The organism is Methylorubrum pseudosasae (genome assembly GCF_029504475.1).
In the GTDB taxonomy this organism is placed as follows: Bacteria; Pseudomonadota; Alphaproteobacteria; order Rhizobiales; family Beijerinckiaceae; genus Methylobacterium; species Methylobacterium extorquens.
Genome location: NZ_JAQGDU010000002.1, coordinates 4,821,614 through 4,839,767, shown reverse-complemented (window position 1 = coordinate 4,839,767; position 18,154 = coordinate 4,821,614). Strand labels below are relative to the sequence as shown.

19 protein-coding genes and 1 pseudogene are annotated in these 18,154 nt (G+C 68.3%); 11 read left to right on the top strand and 9 right to left on the bottom strand.

Features of this window, described 5'->3' with window-relative positions; all coding sequences use genetic code 11:
- The first annotated feature begins 138 nt into the window (after nt 1–138).
- Complete coding sequence (gene fae, locus M2437_RS23825; protein ID WP_003604760.1) at nt 139–651, top strand: 5,6,7,8-tetrahydromethanopterin hydro-lyase; 513 nt, start codon at nt 139–141, stop codon at nt 649–651.
- 139 nt (nt 652–790) lie between these two features.
- On the opposite strand, the gene M2437_RS23820 is transcribed toward fae, so the two are convergent.
- Nucleotides 791–1,486, bottom strand: a complete 696-nt coding sequence (locus M2437_RS23820) for a HisA/HisF-related TIM barrel protein (RefSeq protein ID WP_253388858.1) — start codon at nt 1,484–1,486, stop codon at nt 791–793.
- A 3-nt stretch (nt 1,487–1,489) separates the two neighbouring features.
- On the opposite strand from M2437_RS23820, the gene M2437_RS23815 reads away from it, so the two are divergent.
- On the top strand, nt 1,490–2,524 hold the full coding sequence (locus M2437_RS23815; RefSeq protein WP_253388857.1) for a hydantoinase/oxoprolinase family protein: 1,035 nt from the start codon (nt 1,490–1,492) through the stop codon (nt 2,522–2,524).
- A gap of 52 nt (nt 2,525–2,576) precedes the next feature.
- Nucleotides 2,577–2,777: a hypothetical protein gene (locus tag M2437_RS23810; RefSeq protein ID WP_003604767.1), complete on the top strand. Its 201-nt coding sequence runs from the start codon at nt 2,577–2,579 to the stop codon at nt 2,775–2,777.
- Nucleotides 2,778–2,779: 2 nt separating this feature from the next.
- Here the strand turns inward: M2437_RS23810 and M2437_RS23805 are convergent, their stop codons facing one another.
- The 8 genes from M2437_RS23805 to M2437_RS23770 all read right to left on the bottom strand — a co-directional run bounded on the left by M2437_RS23805 (nt 2,780) and on the right by M2437_RS23770 (nt 9,317).
- Complete coding sequence (locus M2437_RS23805; RefSeq protein WP_253388856.1) at nt 2,780–3,880, bottom strand: YncE family protein; 1,101 nt, start codon at nt 3,878–3,880, stop codon at nt 2,780–2,782.
- A gap of 131 nt (nt 3,881–4,011) precedes the next feature.
- Nucleotides 4,012–4,542 carry an SRPBCC family protein gene (locus M2437_RS23800; protein WP_015822376.1) on the bottom strand — a complete coding sequence of 177 codons (531 nt, stop codon included), beginning with the start codon at nt 4,540–4,542 and terminating at the stop codon, nt 4,012–4,014.
- Between the two features lie 65 nt (nt 4,543–4,607).
- Nucleotides 4,608–5,162 carry an SRPBCC family protein gene (locus M2437_RS23795; RefSeq protein WP_277570394.1) on the bottom strand — a complete coding sequence of 185 codons (555 nt, stop codon included), beginning with the start codon at nt 5,160–5,162 and terminating at the stop codon, nt 4,608–4,610.
- A 20-nt stretch (nt 5,163–5,182) separates the two neighbouring features.
- Entirely contained in the window at nt 5,183–5,779 is a 597-nt protein-coding gene (locus M2437_RS23790) for a DUF447 domain-containing protein (RefSeq protein WP_253388854.1), read from the bottom strand.
- A 57-nt stretch (nt 5,780–5,836) separates the two neighbouring features.
- Complete coding sequence (locus M2437_RS23785; protein WP_253388853.1) at nt 5,837–7,411, bottom strand: DUF6513 domain-containing protein; 1,575 nt, start codon at nt 7,409–7,411, stop codon at nt 5,837–5,839.
- On the bottom strand, nt 7,408–8,022 hold the full coding sequence (locus M2437_RS23780) for an amino acid kinase family protein (protein WP_253389666.1): 615 nt from the start codon (nt 8,020–8,022) through the stop codon (nt 7,408–7,410). Before M2437_RS23780 ends, M2437_RS23785 begins: the two co-directional genes overlap by 4 nt.
- 5 nt (nt 8,023–8,027) lie before the next feature.
- On the bottom strand, nt 8,028–8,738 hold the full coding sequence (locus M2437_RS23775; protein WP_253388852.1) for a (5-formylfuran-3-yl)methyl phosphate synthase: 711 nt from the start codon (nt 8,736–8,738) through the stop codon (nt 8,028–8,030).
- Between the two features lie 45 nt (nt 8,739–8,783).
- Entirely contained in the window at nt 8,784–9,317 is a 534-nt protein-coding gene (locus M2437_RS23770) for a DUF3280 domain-containing protein (protein ID WP_253388851.1), read from the bottom strand.
- 232 nt (nt 9,318–9,549) lie between these two features.
- On the opposite strand from M2437_RS23770, the gene M2437_RS23765 reads away from it, so the two are divergent.
- From M2437_RS23765 to M2437_RS23730, 8 genes and pseudogenes are all read left to right on the top strand, one after another.
- Nucleotides 9,550–10,818 carry an ABC transporter substrate-binding protein gene (locus tag M2437_RS23765; protein WP_253388850.1) on the top strand — a complete coding sequence of 423 codons (1,269 nt, stop codon included), beginning with the start codon at nt 9,550–9,552 and terminating at the stop codon, nt 10,816–10,818.
- Nucleotides 10,819–10,984: 166 nt separating this feature from the next.
- Nucleotides 10,985–11,971 carry a YVTN family beta-propeller repeat protein gene (locus M2437_RS23760; RefSeq protein ID WP_253388849.1) on the top strand — a complete coding sequence of 329 codons (987 nt, stop codon included), beginning with the start codon at nt 10,985–10,987 and terminating at the stop codon, nt 11,969–11,971.
- A 91-nt stretch (nt 11,972–12,062) separates the two neighbouring features.
- A complete protein-coding gene (locus tag M2437_RS23755) occupies nt 12,063–12,497 on the top strand; it encodes a cupredoxin domain-containing protein (RefSeq protein ID WP_253388848.1) in 435 nt (144 codons plus the stop codon).
- Nucleotides 12,498–12,510: 13 nt separating this feature from the next.
- A complete protein-coding gene (locus M2437_RS23750) occupies nt 12,511–12,789 on the top strand; it encodes a hypothetical protein (protein WP_253388847.1) in 279 nt (92 codons plus the stop codon).
- Nucleotides 12,786–13,535: an ABC transporter ATP-binding protein gene (locus tag M2437_RS23745; RefSeq protein WP_253388846.1), complete on the top strand. Its 750-nt coding sequence runs from the start codon at nt 12,786–12,788 to the stop codon at nt 13,533–13,535. The genes M2437_RS23750 and M2437_RS23745 overlap by 4 nt, the downstream gene beginning before the upstream one ends.
- Entirely contained in the window at nt 13,532–14,425 is an 894-nt protein-coding gene (locus M2437_RS23740) for an ABC transporter permease (protein WP_253388845.1), read from the top strand. Before M2437_RS23745 ends, M2437_RS23740 begins: the two co-directional genes overlap by 4 nt.
- A 10-nt stretch (nt 14,426–14,435) precedes the next feature.
- Nucleotides 14,436–15,065, top strand: coding sequence for a hypothetical protein (locus M2437_RS23735; protein WP_238507089.1), 630 nt, complete (start codon nt 14,436–14,438; stop codon nt 15,063–15,065).
- 542 nt (nt 15,066–15,607) lie between these two features.
- Nucleotides 15,608–18,128: pseudogene (locus tag M2437_RS23730) on the top strand (TonB-dependent receptor).
- The last annotated feature ends 26 nt before the right edge of the window (nt 18,129–18,154 follow it).

Genomic DNA, 18,154 nt, shown 5'->3' with positions numbered 1-18,154 from the left:
TGGCCCGCTGTAGGGTCCGCCCCGCTATCCGGGCAAACCGGCTCGGCTCTCAGCCGGGCGCCGCAAACAAGGATGGCTTCCAGGCCCCGCCTCCTCTCAGGGCGGGCCTTTTTTCAGGAATCCAGGGAGAGACCCCGAATGGCAAAAATCACCAAGGTTCAGGTCGGCGAGGCCCTCGTCGGCGACGGCAACGAAGTCGCTCACATCGACCTCATCATCGGACCGCGCGGTTCGCCGGCCGAGACGGCCTTCTGCAACGGTCTGGTCAACAACAAGCACGGCTTCACCAGCCTGCTCGCCGTGATCGCGCCGAACCTGCCGTGCAAGCCGAACACGCTGATGTTCAACAAGGTCACCATCAACGACGCCCGTCAGGCCGTCCAGATGTTTGGCCCGGCCCAGCATGGCGTCGCCATGGCCGTGCAGGACGCGGTTGCCGAAGGCATCATCCCGGCTGACGAAGCCGACGACCTGTACGTGCTGGTCGGCGTGTTCATCCACTGGGAAGCGGCCGACGACGCCAAGATCCAGAAGTACAACTACGAGGCCACCAAGCTCTCGATCCAGCGCGCCGTCAACGGCGAGCCGAAGGCTTCGGTCGTCACGGAGCAGCGTAAGTCGGCGACCCACCCCTTCGCCGCCAACGCTTAGATCGGAGGCAGTCCTGGGCAGAGCGAGCCTCCGCCCGCACCGCGGGGTCTGCTCCAGCGACTGGCTTCGATCTTCCTTGGACGTTAGTGGATTGGGACGGCTTCGGCCGTCCCTTTCTTTTTGGGGCCTGCCCTGAACCTCAGCGCAGCCGCCCGTCATGGATCGCCGAGGCGACGAGCGCGCCCGCAGCGCCGCTCCGCGCGAGATGCGCGACATCCTCCGGCCCGCGCACGCCGCCCGCCGCGTAGATCCGCCGGCCCCCGCCCGCCTCGACGGCCCGCGACACCCCGGAAAGATCGGGGCCGGTCCCGGTGCCGACCCGTGCCAGCGTCATCACGATCACATCCTCGGGCCACGTCTCCGCATCGTCGTGCAGGGCGTCCGGGCCGAGCCGCTCATCGCCGCGGCTGTCGAGGGAGAGCACGGCACGGTTGCCGAGCGCACGCACGAGATCCGCATCCCGCTGGCTCTCGCTGCCGATCACCGGGCGACCGAGCCCGAACGCGGTGAAACGCTCGATGCCCGGGAAATCGGAGAAGCCGGCATCGACCCACAGCGTCACTCCGGGGCAGGCGCCGGCCACCGCCTCCAGGCTGGCGCGGTCGGGCGCCCGGCCCTCCATGATCGCGTCGAGGTCGGCGACGTAGAGCCGGTCCCCCCCGACGGCATCGAGAAGGCCGCGGGCCACATCGGCGGGCCGCGAGCCTCTGGCCAAGGGGGTGTCGATCGGGGCATAGGCGTCACGCTCGCCCGCGCGGGCGCGCACCACCTGCCCGTGGCGCAGGTCGATCACCGGGATCAGCCGAAACGGCCGCCCCTCAGAACCGTGAGACATCGCGTGAACCGGACTGAAACCAGGGTCATCGGGTGGGATCTCGGCGGGGTGCATGTCAAGGCGGCGCTCGTCGAGGAGGGCCGCGTGGTCGAGGCGGTGCAGGCGCCCTGCCGGCTCTGGCGCGGCGTCCCCGCCCTCGACGAGACGTTCGCGCAATTGCCGGACTGGGTGCGGGGCGAGGCCGCGCACGCCGTCACCATGACCGGCGAGCTGACCGATTGCTTCACCGACCGGGCGGATGGGGTGCATCAGCTTTCCGCCTGGGCGGCTGCGACGCTCAAAGGCAGCGTGCGGATCTATGCCGGCCGCGCCGGCTTCGTCTCGGCCGCCAACGCCCGCGCGCACGCCGCCGATATCGCCTCGGCCAACTGGCATGCCACCGCGGCCCTGATCGGCCGGCACGTCCCTCATGCGCTGCTGGTCGATATCGGCTCGACCACCGCCGACCTGATCCCGATCGTCGGGGGCCAGCCCGCCGCGCAGGGCTACAGCGACGCCGAGCGGCTGGAGACGGGCGAGCTGGTCTATACCGGCGTGGTGCGCACGCCGCTCCTCGCCTTTGCCACCCACGCGCCCTGGCGCGGCCGGCGCACGCGGCTGATGGCCGAGACTTTTGCCAGCACCGCCGACATCTACCGGCTTACCGGCGACCTGCCGGAGGGCGCTGACCAGCAATACAGCGCCGACCTGAAGGGCAAGTCGATCCCCGAGACCGAGATCCGGCTCGCCCGCATGGTCGGCCGCGACCGGGGGGAGGGGAGCGCCGAGGAATGGCGGACGCTGGCTGCGTGGTTCGCCGAGGCGCAACTGCGCCCCCTGCACGATGCCGCCGCGATTCTGCTGTCGCGCCCCGATCTGCCCGAGGATGCGCCGCTCGTCGTCTGCGGCGCCGGCCGCTTCCTGGCCGAGCGTCTGGCCGCCCGGCTCGGACGCCGCCCGGTGCCGCTCACCGAGACCATCCCCGGGTGCTTGAACGGTGAGGATGCGGCCTGGGTTTCGACCTGCGGCCCGGCGGTAGCCGTCGGATTGATCGGGTGAGGAACGGGGCCGTTCCCGCGCGTTGACGGGGACATGTCACAAGGAGAGGCGCATGACCGCAGGAAACAAGCTCGCCCGCATCCTGGCCACCCGCACCGGGGAGGCAATCGAGCTGGCCTTCGTCACCGAAGACGGCCGGACCACGCGGGTGCTGGCGAGCGAGGACCAGATCGACCGCCTCGTGGATGAGCTGGAGGACGTCCTCAACTCGCCCACCGAGACCGGCTCCGGCGACCCGCCCGCGGCGGCCTGACTTTACCTTAGGAAATCCCCGAAGGCGCGCGGCCCGTCGCCGGTCGTGATCGTGCCGGTGACCGTGAGGCTCGACGGGTCGATCAGGCTCAGGGCGTTGTCGCCCCAGTTGGCGACGACGATCGTCTTCCCGTCGCGGGTGGCGGCGATGCCCTCGGGGTGATCGCCGACATCGATCGCGGCCACTTTCTTCAAGCTGGCCGGGTCGAACACCGTCACGGTGTTGGAATACTGGTCGGTCACGAAGCCTTTGCCGGCGGCGAACGCAATGACGTAGGGCCGCTGGCCGGTGGCGACGCGGCCGGTCTCGCGGCCGGCGGCGACGTCGATGGCCGAGACATCGTTCGAGACCACGTTGGCGGTGTAGGCGTAGCGGCCGTCCGCCGAGAGGGTCAGGCCGAACGGGTGTTGGCCCACGGACACTTGCCGCGTCTCCCGGCGGCTTCCCACGTCGATGATCGAGACCGAGTCGGATTCGCGGTTGGCCACCAGCAGCGTGGCGCCGTCCGGCGTCACCGCGATGCCGGAGGGAGATTTCCCGGTGGCGATCTCGCCCTCCAGCGTCAGGCCCGCCGCATCCGGGCGCAGCACGAAGACGCGCGCACCGTACCAGTCGGCGACGTAGACCTCGCCGGATTTCGGGTTGACGCCGATGCCGAGCGGGCCGCCGGGCAGATCGAGGCTCGCACGCACCCGGCGCGCGTCGAGATCAATCACCGAGACGCCGTGGCCCTCGGGGCGGGTGACGTAGGCCGTCTTCCGGTCGGGCGAGACGGCGATGCCCGCCGGCGCCCCCGGTACGGAGATCGATTGCAGGATCGTCTTGGACGCGAGGTCGATGATCTCGACCGCGTTGCCGAGCTGCGCCGTGACGAGGGCTTCCTGCGCCAGGGCGGGAGCTCCGGATGTCAGAAGGTAGGCAAGGGCTATAAATGCCCTCCCCCCTCTGCGGGGGAGGGTGCCTCGCGGATGCGAGGCGGGAGAGGGGAGCGACGCTTCCGGACAATGCGGAGCCAGCCCCTCACCCGACCCCCTTCGGGGGCCACCCTCTCCCGCGAAGGGGAGAGGGAGGAGCCGGCCTGTGAGCCGAAGTGAGCAGCGCATGCCGGCTCCGTATGTTGTCATACCAAATCCGTTTGATCCCTTCGGGATGGTGGATTTGGGCTTCGCTCAGGCGCCGCGCGGGCTTGCTGATACGGTCCCCGCTTTCATCAAGCGGAGACCGTATCAAACCCTTACGAGCCCTTCTCGGCCTTGGCCTTCACGTTCTCCAGGCCCGCCTTGTAGAGGCCGAGCACGGCCTTCTTGGAGGCCTCGTCGTTCAGCTCGGGCGGCGGATCGTTGTTCATGTAGCCGCGGTAGAACGCGCCGCGCCACGTCATCTTGGTCTTGGCGCCGTCACCCTCGAGCTCGATCGTCGAGGAATAATCGTTCACCGGCAGGGTCTTCACGTCGACCTTGGTGATCCGGTACATGAGGAGCTTCTTTTCGGCGTCGTATTTGGCGAGCTCTTCCTCGACCGTGGCGCCGCCCTTCAGGGTCAGCGTGCGGGTCGCCTTGACCTCGTTGCCGCCCTTGCCCTCGGTCTTCTCGACCACCGGAATCCAGCTTCCGTCCTGGAAGTTGCCGACGATCGCCCAGACCTTGTCGGCGGGGGCGTTGATCTCGATCGACTCCGACACCTTCTGCCGCGTGGGACCATGTGCTTGCGCGGAAAAAGTCACCGTGGCGAGCGCCGCCACGGCGGCGAGCGTCCTGAACTTCATGCGTTTTCTCCTCCCATTGAAGCCGCCGAGCATGGCAGCCTCACCCTTCGTTCGAGCGACTTGTGTCAGGAGCCGCTCTTCTCAAGCCGGGCCTTGAGGTTCTCAAGGCTGGCATGAATCCAGGCCCGCACGCGCTTCTCCGAATTCTCGTCGTTGAGTTCGGGCGGCGGGTCGTTGTTCGGATGGCCGCGGTAGAACGCGGCCCGCCACTCGACCCGCGCCTGCGCGCCCTCGGGCTGCACCGAGATCGTGGCCGAGTAATCCTTGGCGGGCAGGTCGGTAACCTGGTTCTCGAGGATGTAATAGCCGAAGCTCTTACGCTCGGGATCGAGCTTGCGGCTCTCCTCGACGATGACGTGGCCGTTTTCCAGCGTCAGCCGGAAGACCGGCTTGTCCGCGCTGCCCTGCCGTTCGCCGCGCGCCACGTTCTCGATCCAGCCCGCATCGGCCGGGTTGCCGATCACTGCCCAGACCTTGTCGGGCGAGGCGTCGATCGTGACGCTCTCGACGATCTTGCGTCGGGTCGGCGCGTGCTGGGCTTGCGTCCCGACTGTGGTGACGACGAGAGCCGCCGCAGCGAGCCATGCGATCCGCTTCAAACCGGGTATCTCCTTGAGCATCGGTTCAGTCTGTCGGCGCCTCACAGGGGGCGGCTCGTCCCGGCGAGGACGCGGCCGGTGCGTCCCAGGGCCCCCGCGACCTTGTCCTCGATCCAGTCCCAGGCCTCGCGCTCGACGGGGCCGGCGGTCTTGGAAATGGCTATGGCATGATAGGCCATCTCCGTCAGGACCTTTTCCGGCTCCAGCATGTGGAGCCGCGTGGACAGAATCGCCGCCTCGATCACCGCGGCTTGCGCCCGGTTGTAGCCGATGAACGGCACGTGGCTCACGGCGTGCACCATCCGCCCGCGGTAGCGCGGGCGCTGCGGATCGTCCTCGATCGCCGCCACCTCGAACTCGGCATGGCCGAAGCATTCGGCGAGGCGCTTGCCGGGAATGTGATCGCAATCCACCACCGGCCAATCGCGCCGCCCGGTGACGACGCCCGCGATCACCCGCACGTCGCTCGGGGCCGAGGCCGTGAAGTAGGGGCGCTCGGCGAGGTTGTCGATCGTGGGCGAGGGGCGGAACGGGGCGAGCACGAAATCCTCGTCCTCGCGGATCAGGCCGAACGGCACGAGATGCAGTGCGCCTGCCGCCGACAGGGTGGTGACGACGGTCTCAAGGATCAGCGGCATCGAGCATCGGTCCGAAAGGTGGCCACCGGCTTTCGGAAAAAGCCGATGCAGAAATGACTAATTCCGGTCCTCGTCGGGCACCAGCCGGCCGCAGACGATGCGGCCACCCTTCGGCTCGCTGAGCGGGTCGCGTTCCGATGCCGCGCCGCTTCCGGTCTCGGTCCGCGGCGGTGCGGCGTCCCGCTCCGGATCGGTCCGGGTCGCGCGCTCGGCGGCGGGCGCCTCGGGGCCGCTATGCTTGGTGTGGGCGGCTTTCGTCGGTCCGGCCGCCTTGAAGGCGGTGGTGTCTTCCTGGGTGCGGTCGGCGGCACAACCCCAGTCGAGGGGTTCGTCCTGCACGTAGCGCTTGCCGAGGCGGAACGCGGTCTCGGCCTTCGTCAGTTCTCCGCCGAGATAGAAGGCGTGCGCGCCGTCGCTCTCCACGCTCAGTTCGGGGAAGAAGGCCATCGCGTCGGTGCCGGTGGTGTGACGGTCGCGGTTGTAGACGTGGATGCCGTCCTCGGCGACGGCGATGCGGTAATTGGGATCGCGCACTTCCGCGGCCAGGGCGGCAATTTCATCGGAGGTCTGCACGAAGGGGCGCTTGTCGTGCAGCGCCAGCAACTCGCGGCCGTAGCCCTTCGGTAGGGCAGCGTCCTCTTTGGCCGCGTACATCACGCGGCGGGCAGCATCGTGCTCCTCCACCGTGCGGCGGGTGTGGTTCGAAACCTGCACGATCAGCACGTTGCGGATGGCGAGTTCCGAGCACATGCCGACGAGGAGCGCCGTGACACCGAGGCTGTCGGCCTCGGTGAGTTCAGTAAGATTGCCGGTGCCCATCATCATCTCGATGTTGGGCCAGCGCGCGCGGATCTCGCGGTAGCGGACGATCGAGTCGACGAAGCCGAAATGAATCGGCTCCAGGATCGGATCGGCCATGTAGGGCCGGCCCGCCCGCTCCATCCGCTCGATGGCGCGGTCGAGGGAGGGCAGGTCGTCGGGGCGCATCGGCACGAGGATCGGTACCGCGTCGGTCTCGAAGGCGAGATCCAGCGTCTCCTCGTTGAGGCTCAGCAGGAAGTCGGCGCCGGCCCGCGCCCCGCGGGTCAACTCGTCGAGGGAGAAGGAATCGACGCTGACCTTCAGCCCGGCGCCTTTCAGCGCCCGCACGCTGTCCTCCAGATGCGGGAACTGCGTGTCGGGCAGCCCGCCGAGGTCGATCACGTCGGCCCCGCGGCGGGCGAGGTCGAGACCCTTCGCCAGGATCTCGTCGGGCGTCATCTTCGAGGCGTCGACGATCTCGGAGAAGATGCGTAGGTCGTGGCGCGAGAGATCGACCTTACGCCCGGTCAGACCAAGATAAGCCGGCAAATCAACAATCTCGTCCGGCCCCCGCTCCACCGGGAGCCCAAAGTGCTGGGCCAGCGCCTCCGGGTTGGCGCGGCAGCGGCCGGGCAGGACGATCCGGGTCGCGCCCTCGGGCATCTGCACCCGCCGCTTGATGATTTCCTCCGTCATCAGCGCGGCGACCTTCACCCCGGCATCGGCGATGCTCCAGGTGAAGCGCTCGGCCGGCAGCGTCGCCGCGACCTTTTCGAGGCGGGCATGGGCCAGCTTGCCGGTGATGAAGACGAGATGTTCGGGCGCGCTCATGCGGCGTGCCTCTGGCTGAGATCCTCGGGGCCGCGGATCACGATCGCTCCGCCGAAGGCGGCAGCGAAACGCGGGAACGCGGCATCGACGAGGCCGGCTCGTGCGAGGGCTGCGGGATCGGTATGCAAGGTAAGTTTTGCCGACTTCACAATAATGCAGCGATCGACGCCGAGCATGCCTGCGAGCCACAGGGCGAGACTGTCTGAGGTGACGTCCCAACTCTCGGCGATATCGGCATGACCCGCTTTGAGCGCGACCGGATCCCAGATCACGGAGCGGCCCTGAGCGAGGGCATCGGCAACGGCCTCGGGGCTCGTGGCGGTGGTGAGCCGTGGTTCGAGCGCGCAGAACACCTCGGCCGTGCGGCCCATGGCGTCGAGGGCGAGGCGGTGGGCGAGGGCGTCGTCGAGGCCGAGCGCAGCTTGGGTCGCGCGCACGGCGTCGGCGAAGAGTCCACCGCCGGGCACGATCGCGACCGGCGGTTGCTCCACGCATTCGGCGAGGATGGCGCAAAGCCGCGCGCGATCCGCGGCGAGGCTGCCGCCGATCTTGACGACGGCGCCGCCGATTGTCCCCGTGACGCGGGGAGCGGTTGGGCTGGCGCTTGTCATACGCCTCACGCCGCGTCGGCTCGCGGGCCGGCCCGCATCGCTTCGACTGCCTGGGCGACGCGGGCCCCATCGAGCGCCTGCCGCCGGTCGCCGGCGCGGCACAGGCCGCCGCGGAAGCCGAGATAATCGGGGTCGAGCCGCGCGAGCGCCGGGATGTCGCCGAGCCCGAGGGAGCCGGCAAGGCCGCTCATCAGGCCGTGCGTGCGGCATCCGGCGACGAAGGCGGCCAGCTGCGGCGCGGCCATGAGGCTGGTAAGCGTGGTGCCGCTCTTGCCGCGCGTATCGATCATCGCCCCGACAAAGCCGGCTGCGGCGAGGCGCGCCGGCCCATCCTCGGCCACGTCATCCTCGGCGAAGAGCACGCCGATGACCCGGCCCGGCGCCTGCGCGGCGGCCTCGGCCAGAGCGGCATCGTCGGCGGCGCCAACCGCGATCTTGATGAAATCGACGCCGGTTGCGGCAATGGCCGCGATGGCCGCGGCGATTTCGCGCCCGGTACCGTCGCCGGCCACCGCGCTGGTGACGGCTTGCCCGCCGACGCCCGCGACGATGGCGCGCACGGTCTCGGGCGGCAGCGCGCCGAGCGCCCCGCGCTCGGGATCCTTGGCGTCGATCAGGTCCGCTCCGGCCCGGAGCGCCGTCAGCGCCTCGTCAGGCCCACGGACGCTGACGAGCAGGCGGGGACGCGCGGAAGAAATCGATACGATGTCGGACACGGGAAACGTTCTTGCTCAGCCTTGCGCGCCCGCACAAGCCCCGCTTCAGGAACGGCCGGGCAGCGGCTCGGCCAGGAGGCGGTTCTTCACGATCCAGCGCGTGGCGTGGGACCAGTCGTCGTCGGTGTTGGCTCTTATCACGACCTGGCCCCGGCGCACGACCTTGCCGGTCTCGGCTTCGGCGATGGTGACGACGAGGCTGAACAACTGGTTGGCGCCCTTGTCGGCGAAGGCGGTCACGGCGAGTTCCGCGCCCAGCGCCTTGGCGATCGGAGCGACGCAGTCGTTGCACTTGTAGAGTGGGCTCTCCTTGCGGATTTCCTCCGCCTGGGGGCTGAGATCGACGCTTTCGAGGTTGCCCTTCTCGGCAAGTTGCTTGCGCAGCACGTCGGTGACGAGGTCGAGGCGCTTCTGGTCGGCCGGCAGCGGCTTGCGGCCATAGGCCAGCGTCGGATCGTTCACCTCCGCCGGGAAGATCGCAGCCTTGCGTGCCGCATCCTCCGCCGAGGCCGCACCATTCAGCGCGGACAGGAGGGTGAGGGCGGGCAAGAGGGCGGGCACGAGGGCGCGAAGTCGCATGGGGTGAGAGCCTCGGACGGGCGCGGGGCCGCGCGGACGGGCTTTAACTCGGTTTCCCGGAGGATTTGGCAAGCGTCGGCGCGACCGTCCCCGGAGCGTATCGGCAAGTCCGGCAACGGCGATGCGGCGCCTGACAAAGCCGGCCCCACGGTCGCCCGACCACATTATCTTATGAAAATCTTATGCTTCTCTCGTTGAGGCCGGTGGCAAGATGTTGCTAGCGTGACGGGCAATGCGTTTGTCCGTTCCGCTCCTCCTCGCCGCCGGTCTCGCGACCGGCCCGGCCGCATTCCTGGCCGCTCCCATCCATGCCCGCGCCCAGGAGCCGAAGGCGGCCACCGGCGAGCCGCCGCCGGGTTCCCCTGCGAACGAGACGCCCGCGCCGGTCCCCGGCTCCGAGACCCACATCGCCGTCCTCTACCGCCCGGTGCCGGCGCCCTCGTCCTACGATGCCGAGGCCGACCCCGAGGATCTCGGCGTGGCCGGCGCGCGCATGGCGGTGAAGGACAACAACACCACCGGCCGCTTCACCAAGCAGACCTTCGCCCTGGACGAAGTCGCCCTCGACGGCGAGCGCGATCCGGTCGAGGCGGCCAAGGCGCTTGCGGACAAGGGCGTGCGGTTCTTCGTGCTGGCCCTGCCCGCCGCCGAGGTGCTGGCGGTGGCCGATGCGCTGAAGGAGACGGGCGCGGTCATCCTCAATGCCGGCGCGCCGGACGACCGCCTGCGCGGGGCCGATTGCCGCGCTAACCTGTTCCACGTGCTGCCGAGCCGCGCCATGCAGACGGATGCGCTGGCGCAGTACCTGACGCTGATGCGCTGGCGGAAGATCTTTCTGATCACCGGCCCGACCGAGCGCGACAAGGCCTACGCGGACGCGGTGCGGAACTCCGCCCGCAAGTTCGGCCTCAAGATCACCGCGGAGAAGCCCTGGACCTTCGGCCCCCTGGCGAAGGCCCGCGGCGACACGCCGACCCGGGCCGAGGCGATGGTGTTCACCCGCGGGCTCGACTACGACCTGGCGGTGGTCGCCGACGAGGAGGGGGATTGGGGCGATTACGTCCCCTTCCGCACCGTCGATCCGCGCCCCGTGGCCGGCACGCAGGGGCTGATCGCGACCACGTGGCACCCGACCCTGGAGACCTGGGGCGCGGCCCAGGCGCAGAACCGTTTCCGGCGGCTGGCGAGCCGCCTGATGCGACCGCTCGATTATCAGGTCTGGGCGGCCGTGCGCACGGTCGGCGAGGCGGCGACGCAGACGCGCAGCACCGATCCGGCCACGCTCGCGGCCCATCTCGTGAAACCCGAATTCTCGCTGCCCGCCTATAAGGGCGTGTCCCTGACCTACCGGCCCTGGGACCACCAGTTGCGCCAGCCGATCATCGTGGTGCAGCCCAAGGCGATGGTCTCGGTAGCGCCCGAGCAAGGCTTCATCCACCAGCGCACGCCGCTCGATACGCTGGGGGCCGACATGCCGGAGACCGCGTGCAAGCTGCCGTGACCGCTTGCGGAAGCCATCCGGGCGATGCGGCAATCCACCGCCCGGTGAGGTTCGGCCGATCATCTGTTTCTTGTTTGAGCGACGGGGCCGCGGGGGCCATGTCGCTCCAGCCGATGTGGACGCAGGCGCGCGAGACGACGCGCCGGAAACGACAGGGAGGACGCCGATGGTCGCTCGCTTGAGGGCAGGACTGGGATGCGCGCTGCTCGCGGGCGTGTCGCTCGGGAGCGCAGGGAGCGCGCAAGCCTTTACCGCCTACGTCACCAACGAGAAGGCCAACACCGTCTCGGTCATCGATACCGAGACGGTGGCGGTGACCGGGACCTGGAAGGTCGGGCGGCGCCCGCGCGGCGTGACGCTCTCCAAGGACGACAAGGAGCTGTTCGTCTGCGCCAGCGACGACGACCGCATCGATGTGCTCGACACGGCGACCGGCAAGGTGGTCCGCTCCCTGCGCTCCGGGCCCGACCCGGAACAGTTCATCCTCGATCAGAGCGGCAACCCGCTCTACGTCGCCAACGAGGATGACAGCCAAGTCACCATCCTCGACATCGAGAAGAACAAGGTTTTGGCCGAGGTGCCGGTGGGCGTCGAGCCGGAGGGAATGGGCCTGTCGCCGGACGGCAAAATCCTCGTGAACACCTCCGAAACCACCAACATGGCCCACTTCATCGACACCAAGACCTTCGAGGTGATCGACAACGTGCTGGTCGATGCCCGGCCGCGCTTCGCCGAGTTCTCGGCGGACGGCAAGTTCCTCTGGGTCTCGGCCGAGGTCGGCGGCACGGTCTCGGTGATCGACGTGGCCACCCGCAAGGTCATCAAGAAGATCACCTTCAAGATTCCGAGCGTCACCGATGAGCAGATCCAACCTGTCGGCGTGCGCCTGACCAAGGACGGCACCCGCGCCTTCGTCGCGCTCGGGCCGGCCAACCGCGTCGCGGTGGTCGATGCCAAGACCTACGAGGTGCAGAAATACCTGCCCGTCGGCCAGCGCGTCTGGCAGCTCGCCTTCACGCCCGACGAGAAGCAGCTCTACACGACCAACGGCACCTCCAACGACGTCTCGGTGATCGACGTCGAGGGGCTGAAGGTGGTGAAAAGCATCCCGGTCGGGCTGCTGCCCTGGGGCGTGGCGATCTCGAAGAAATAAGTTCAGTTTGCCGGCTAAGGCATCGTTCCGAAAGATGGTTGCCGGCTTTCGGAAAAGGGCGATGCAAGAACAAGAAACCGGAGGAAGCGACATGAAGTGGACGACGCGCCTCGGCCTCGCCGCCGCGGCCCTGATGCTGGCCGCCGCCCCGGCCGGTGCCCTCGACCTCACCAAGAAGCGGCAGAACCTGCCCGACCTCGTCCTCGGCAACGAGGAGGGCAACGACTTCGTGGTCGAGAACAAGGATATCGAGCTGGAAGCCGGCAAGGCCTACCGCCTGCGCATCGTCGCCAAGGGGCGGCAGGAATACAAATTCTACGCGCCCGAATTCTTCCGCTACATCTGGTTCAACCAGATCGTGATCGAGCACAAAGAGATCCACGGCGGCGGCCCGCCCGATCACCTCGAATTCGACGATCCCGGCGAGATCGCCATCGAGTTCGTCGCCATCAAGCCGGGTGCCTACAAGTGGTACGCGCAAGGGTTTGAGGAAAAGGGCATGGCCGGCACGATTACGGTGAAGTGAGGGGGGACATCTCATGATGCGCACACGCACCTCCCTCGCCGTACCGAGAGGTTTTCGCGGTAGCGCCCTGCTTGCCCTCGTGGTGCTTGCGACCCCGGCGCTCGCTGACGACAAGGCCGCCTGCGCCGACGGCATCAGCGCGGTGAAGGCGCGCGTCGAGAAGCTAGCGCCCGAGGCCGTCCCGCAGAAACTCACCCGCGCGCTGAAGATCGCCGAGCGTGAGCAGGGCGAAGGCGAGTTCGACGAGTGCCTGGAAGCGCTCGACGACGCCAAGCGGGCGCTGCCGAAATGAGCGCGGCTCTCGACGTCGCCGGCGTCAGCCACCGCTTCGGCCAGCGCGCCGCGCTGTCCGACGTGTCGATCATCGTCGAGCGTGGGCACTTCATGGCGCTGCTCGGGCCCAATGGCGCGGGCAAGACCACGTTGTTCTCGGTGATCACCCGGCTCTACAACAACCAGGAGGGCCGGGTCTCGATCCTCGGCCATCCGCTCGACCGGGAGCCGTCGCGGGCGCTCGCCGGCCTCGGCGTGGTGTTCCAGGCGCGGACGCTGGATACCGACCTCACCGTCGCGCAGAACCTGCACTACCACGCGAGCCTGCACGGCATCGGCCGGGCGGCGGCGCGTGCGCGCATCGAGACCCTGCTCGCCCGCGTGGGCCTCGCCGAGCGGCGCGACGACAAGATCCGCACTCTTTCCGGCGGCCAATCGCGGCGCATCGAGATCGCCCGCTCGCTGATCCACGCGCCGCGCCTGCTGCTGCTCGATGAGCCGACCGTCGGGCTCGACCTCGAATCGCGCGCCGACATCGTTGCTATCATCCGCGCCCTGGTGCGGGAGGAGGGGCTCTCGGTGCTGTGGGCGACCCACATCTTCGAGGAGATTTCGCCCGAGGACGACGCCGTGGTCCTGCACAAGGGCCGCATCGTCGCCCGTGGCCGCGCCGGGGAGATCGGCGGGCCCGGCGAGACGCTGGAAGCCGCCTTCCGCCGCCTCGTCGCCGAACCCGACAAGAGAGCCGTGAAGTCCGCCGCATGAGGTCTCCCTCGAACCCCGCCGTTGCAGCCCGTGCCGAGGACGCCGCGAAGACCGTGCCCCATGCCGGCCGGCTCGATGCGGTCGGCTACCTCATCGCGCTCGGCGGCATCGTCCGCCGCGAGTTGCTGCGCTTCTTCCACCAGAAGGAGCGGTTCTTCTCGGCGATGGTGCGCCCGCTCGTCTGGCTGTTCATCTTCGCGGCGGGCTTCCGCAACACGCTCGGCACCTCGATCACGCCGCCCTACGAGACCTACGTGCTCTACGAGGCCTACGTGGTGCCGGGGCTCGCGGTGATGATCCAGCTCTTCAACGGCATGCAATCCTCGCTCTCGATGGTCTACGACCGCGAGGTCGGCTCGATGAAGGTGCTGCTCACCTCGCCCTATCCGCGCTGGTCGCTGCTGCTGGCCAAGCTGGTCGCGGGCGTCAGCGTCTCCATCGTTCAGGCCTACGCGTTCCTCGCGATCGCATGGTTCTGGGAGACCGGCATTCCGCCCCTCGGCTACCTCGCCGCGCTGCCGGCCTTCCTGGCCTCGGGGCTGATGCTCGGGGCGATCGGCCTGTTCCTGTCCTCGCTGGTGCGGCAACTTGAGAACTTCGCGAGCGTCATGAATTTCGTGATCTTCCCGATGTTCTTTGCCTCTTCTGCCCTATATCCGCTCTGGCAGGTTCGGGCATCGAGCGAGTGGCTCTATCTCGTCTGCCAGGCTAACCCGTTCACCCACGCGGTCGAATTGGTGCGTTTCGCCCTCTACGGGCGCTTCGAGCCGGTCGCCTGCGTCGTGGTGGTCGGCACCGGCCTCCTGTTCTTCACCCTCGCCGCAATCGCCTACGATCCGGGCCGCGGCATCATGGCCCGGCGCGGCGGACCGGCCGGCGAAGCCGCCTGAGAGACCTCCCATGATCCCTCGTTCCGTTCGTGCCCCGCTTTGCCTCGCCCTGATCCTCGCGGCGGGGCCCGTGCTCGCGCAGCCCAAGACCGATCCGGATTGGCCCTGCCCGCAGCGCAAGGTGACGACGCTGGGCTACGGCTCGTTCTGGACCGGGCCGGATCTCGCCGAGGCCGGTGAATGGGGCAGCGACCGCGAGGCGGCCCAGCTCGCCCGCAAGCTCGCCTCCCGCCGCACCGAATTGCGCGAGGTCGACACCCTGCTCGATGAATTCGCGCAGAAGGCCGATCCGGCCGAGAAGGGCAAGCGCCTGACCCGCGTCTTCGCCGGGGTGTTCGAGATCATCAACGGCGAGCGCAGCACGGTGATGAACGGGATCAGCCGCTACGCCCAGGGCCAGCGCCGTCTCGCCGAACGCATCCGCGACGAGGCGGACAAGGTGAGCGAGTTCAAGGACAGCCCGGAATCCGACTCCACCAAGGTCGCCTCCAAGGAGGTTGCGGACCTGGAAAGCCGGTTTAACTGGGACCGCCGCATCTTCGACGAGCGCAACCAGTCGGTCTCCTACGTCTGCGAGGTCCCGACGATTCTGGAGCAGCGCCTGGGCGAGATCGCCCGCCGCATCCAGGCGCATCTCTGACCCGCTTTCGGTCGGAAGCGACGAAGCCGTTTCCGTCGAACGCCGCGGCATGAGCGTATCGGGCCGGCCGGTCCGGGATTTCGTGCCTGGAGTCGGGCCGCGGCCGTCGAAGCGTTTCGCCTGGAGAACGGCCGCCGGCCATCTGATGCCCGGCGCGACGCGGCCTTGGCGTGAGCGGCATGACTTCGCACTGCGCTCCGTGATCGGCTATCTTGGTCGCGCTGAAGCGGCGGGATGCGGCGCAACCGGATTTTCGGGCGAAACAGACTCGGCGCGATCCTGGTTGGAACGGGCGGCTAAAGCCGATCGAAGCTTGCCGAATGATCCCGGTAAAATCTGCCTTTTTGTCCGTAAGTCTTTGACGGAACGGCAGAAATATGTTGCCAGAACACCACGCGCCGGCGGAAGCTTGAGCGTCTCATCATAATTGGTCCCGTAGAAGCCTGGCAGCGATTGTCGTTGCCCCCCTCCTTCAGCAACATCCGGCAACGGTTCCGCTCGAACGGGCCGCAAGCACGAATGATAAGGGCTGGGGAATGACAATGCGGGTGCTGCGAGGCAGCCTCATCGCATCGGTTGCACTGCTTCCGGGACATGTGATGGCGCAAGGCGCGGGCGGTGGACAGGCCGTGACGCTCGAAGAGATCAGCGTCGTCTCGAACACGCCGGTTGCGGCCTCGCGCCGGGTCGTGGCCACCCAGACCCCGTCGGGTCTGCGCGAAGTCACGGTCTTCGACGGTATCGACCGCAACAAGCTGCCGCAGAACACGAGCGTGCTGACCTCGGGTGACGTCTCGCGCGTCGGCTTCCCGAGCACGGTGCGGGCGCTCGACGAGCGCGTCGGCTCGATCAGCGTCAACAACGCCCAGGGCAATCCCTTCCAGCCGACGATCACCTATCGCGGCTTCGAGGCCTCGCCGCTCGGCGGCTCGCCGCAGGGCGTGGCCGTCTATCTCAACGGCGCCCGTTTCAACACCTCGTTCGGCGACACGGTGCAGTGGGATCTGATCCCCGACATCGCCGTCGATCGGATCGAGCTGGAGGGCTCGAACCCGGCCTTCGGCCTCAACGCGCTCGGCGGCTCACTGGCGGTGACGCTCAAGAACGGCTTCACCTACCAGGGCAGCGAGATCAACGTGCTCGGCGGTTCGTTCGGCCGCGGCGCGGTGGCGTTCCAGCACGGCCAGCGCATCGACAATATCGGCCTCTACGTCGCCGGCACCAAGCTCGGCGAGGACGGCTGGCGCAAGCACTCGCCGTCGCGGCTCAACCAGATCTACGCCGATCTCGGCGTGCAGGGTGAGAAGAGCGAATTCCACTTCAACGTCATCGGTGCCAGCAACAGCCTGACCGGCAACGGCACCGCTCCGGTCGAGCTGCTGAAGGCCGACCGCAGCGACGTCTTCACCTATCCCGACCAGACCAAGAACGACTTCCTGCGCTTCCAGCTCTCCGGCACCTACGACGTCACGCCGACCATCACCGTGCAGGGCAACGCCTATTACGGCCTGTTCCGCCAGCGCACCGCCAACGGCGACGCCGCCGACGTGGAGAATTGCGAGGTCGATGAGCGTTTCGTCTGCTCCGAGGGCGCGGACGACAACCAGTTCTTCCTGCGTGACCGCACCGGCAGCCCCGTCCGGACTGACCGCCTGCGCACCTTCAACTTCGGCGGGATCAACCCGACCTTCGCCGACCGCTTCGACGAGGGCGGACCCTACGCCTTCCTCAACCAGACCCGTACCAGCACCGACAATTTCGGCGCCACGGTCCAGACCGTGATCCGCGAGACGCTGTTCGGCTTGCCGAACCGCTTCGTGCTCGGCGGCCAGTATGACGGCGGTCGCACCCGCTTCGGGGCCGACAACTCCATCGGCGGCCTGACCCTCGACCGCGGCTTCTCGCCTCCCGGCATCGTCGTCTCCAGCGACGACGGCATCATCACCCCCGTCTCGGTCCACACCTCGAACGATTACGGCGGCATCTACTTCTCGAACAACACCGATCTGACCGACCGGCTGACCCTGACGCTGCAGGGCCGGTTCAACATGGCCAAGATCGTCCTGCGCGACCAGATCGGCACGGCGCTGAACGGCGACCACTACTACCAGCGCTTCAACCCCGGCGTCGGCGCGACCTACAAGGTCATCCCCGACTACCTCGTGGCCTACGGTGGCTACACGGAAGCTAACCGCGCGCCCGACCCCGGCCGAACTCTCCTGCGCCGATCCGCTGGCGCCCTGCTCGCTCACCAATTTCTTCGTCGGCGACCCGCCGCTGAAGCAGGTCGTGGCGCGCACGGTCGAGGCCGGTGTCCGCGGCCGCATCCCGCAGCCCGACGAGTATTTCGGCGGCATCCTGTCGTGGAAGGCCGGCTTCTTTTCGACTCGCAACGACGACGACATCCTGTTCGTGCCGGCCCCCGACACAATCGGCCGCGCTTTCTTCCGCAACGTCGGATCGACCAAGCGGCAGGGCGTCGAGGCGAGCCTGTTCTACAACGCGCCGCGCTGGAACGCCTTCATCGACTACGCCTTCGTCGATGCGACCTTCGAGTCGCCGGTCGAACTCGCGGCGCCCGGCAACCCATTCAACAGCGCGGGCGGCGACGAGAGTGGTGTCGTGCTCGTGCGTCCGGGCAACCGCCTGCCCGGCGTCGCGCCGCACCAACTCAAGGTCGGCGTGCAGTATCAGGTGACGCCGGAATGGCGGGTCGGCGCGCTCGCGCGCTTCGCCACGGGCAAGTTCCTCGTCGGCGATCCGACCAACCAGAACAAGACCACGGGCGATTTCGCGGTGGTCGGCCTCAACACGAGCTACCGCGTGGCGTCGAACATCGAGCTCTACGGCTACATCGAGAACGCCTTCAACGCCAACTACGCCACCTTCGGCACCTTCTCGCCGGTGAACGAGGTTCCGATCGTCCGGGTGCCCAACGCCACCTCGAACCGCAGCCTCGCCCCCGGCGCGCCGGTGGCGGCCTTCGGCGGCCTGCGCATCCTGTTCGAGCCGCCGCCGGCCGCCCCCGTGGTGGAGCCGTTCCCGCTGGTCCGGAAGGGCTGAGAGGGCCTTAAGAACCGAGCACGCTC